Annotated in this window: 1 protein-coding gene; it reads right to left on the bottom strand. The window is 58.2% G+C overall.

Annotated elements, in window-relative coordinates; all coding sequences use genetic code 11:
- Window positions 1-203 (bottom strand): transposase (locus tag ACEN88_RS36540; RefSeq protein ID WP_413347246.1); only part of this gene is annotated, 203 nt, incomplete at its 3' end.
- Window positions 204-208 lie beyond the last annotated feature (5 nt).

Below are 208 nucleotides of genomic sequence, written 5' to 3' on the forward strand. Positions count from 1 at the left end.
CGCTGCTGCTCTGGCGTGAGCGGCTTGCCGATGCCTGGTTGCCCCGCCTGCTCATCCTCGTATTGCTTTACCCAGCGGCGTACCGCGCTCGGGCCGATGCTCATGCTCTCGCTAACATGCTGGACGCTCAAGCCCTGCTCTTTAATCATACGGACGACTTCCAGCTTCAGACTGGTATCGAATTTTCGGCGCTGCCTTGTCATGTAAA

This window comes from Massilia sp. CT11-108, assembly GCF_047302915.1.
Lineage (GTDB): Bacteria > Pseudomonadota > Gammaproteobacteria > Burkholderiales > Burkholderiaceae_D > Telluria > Telluria orientalis.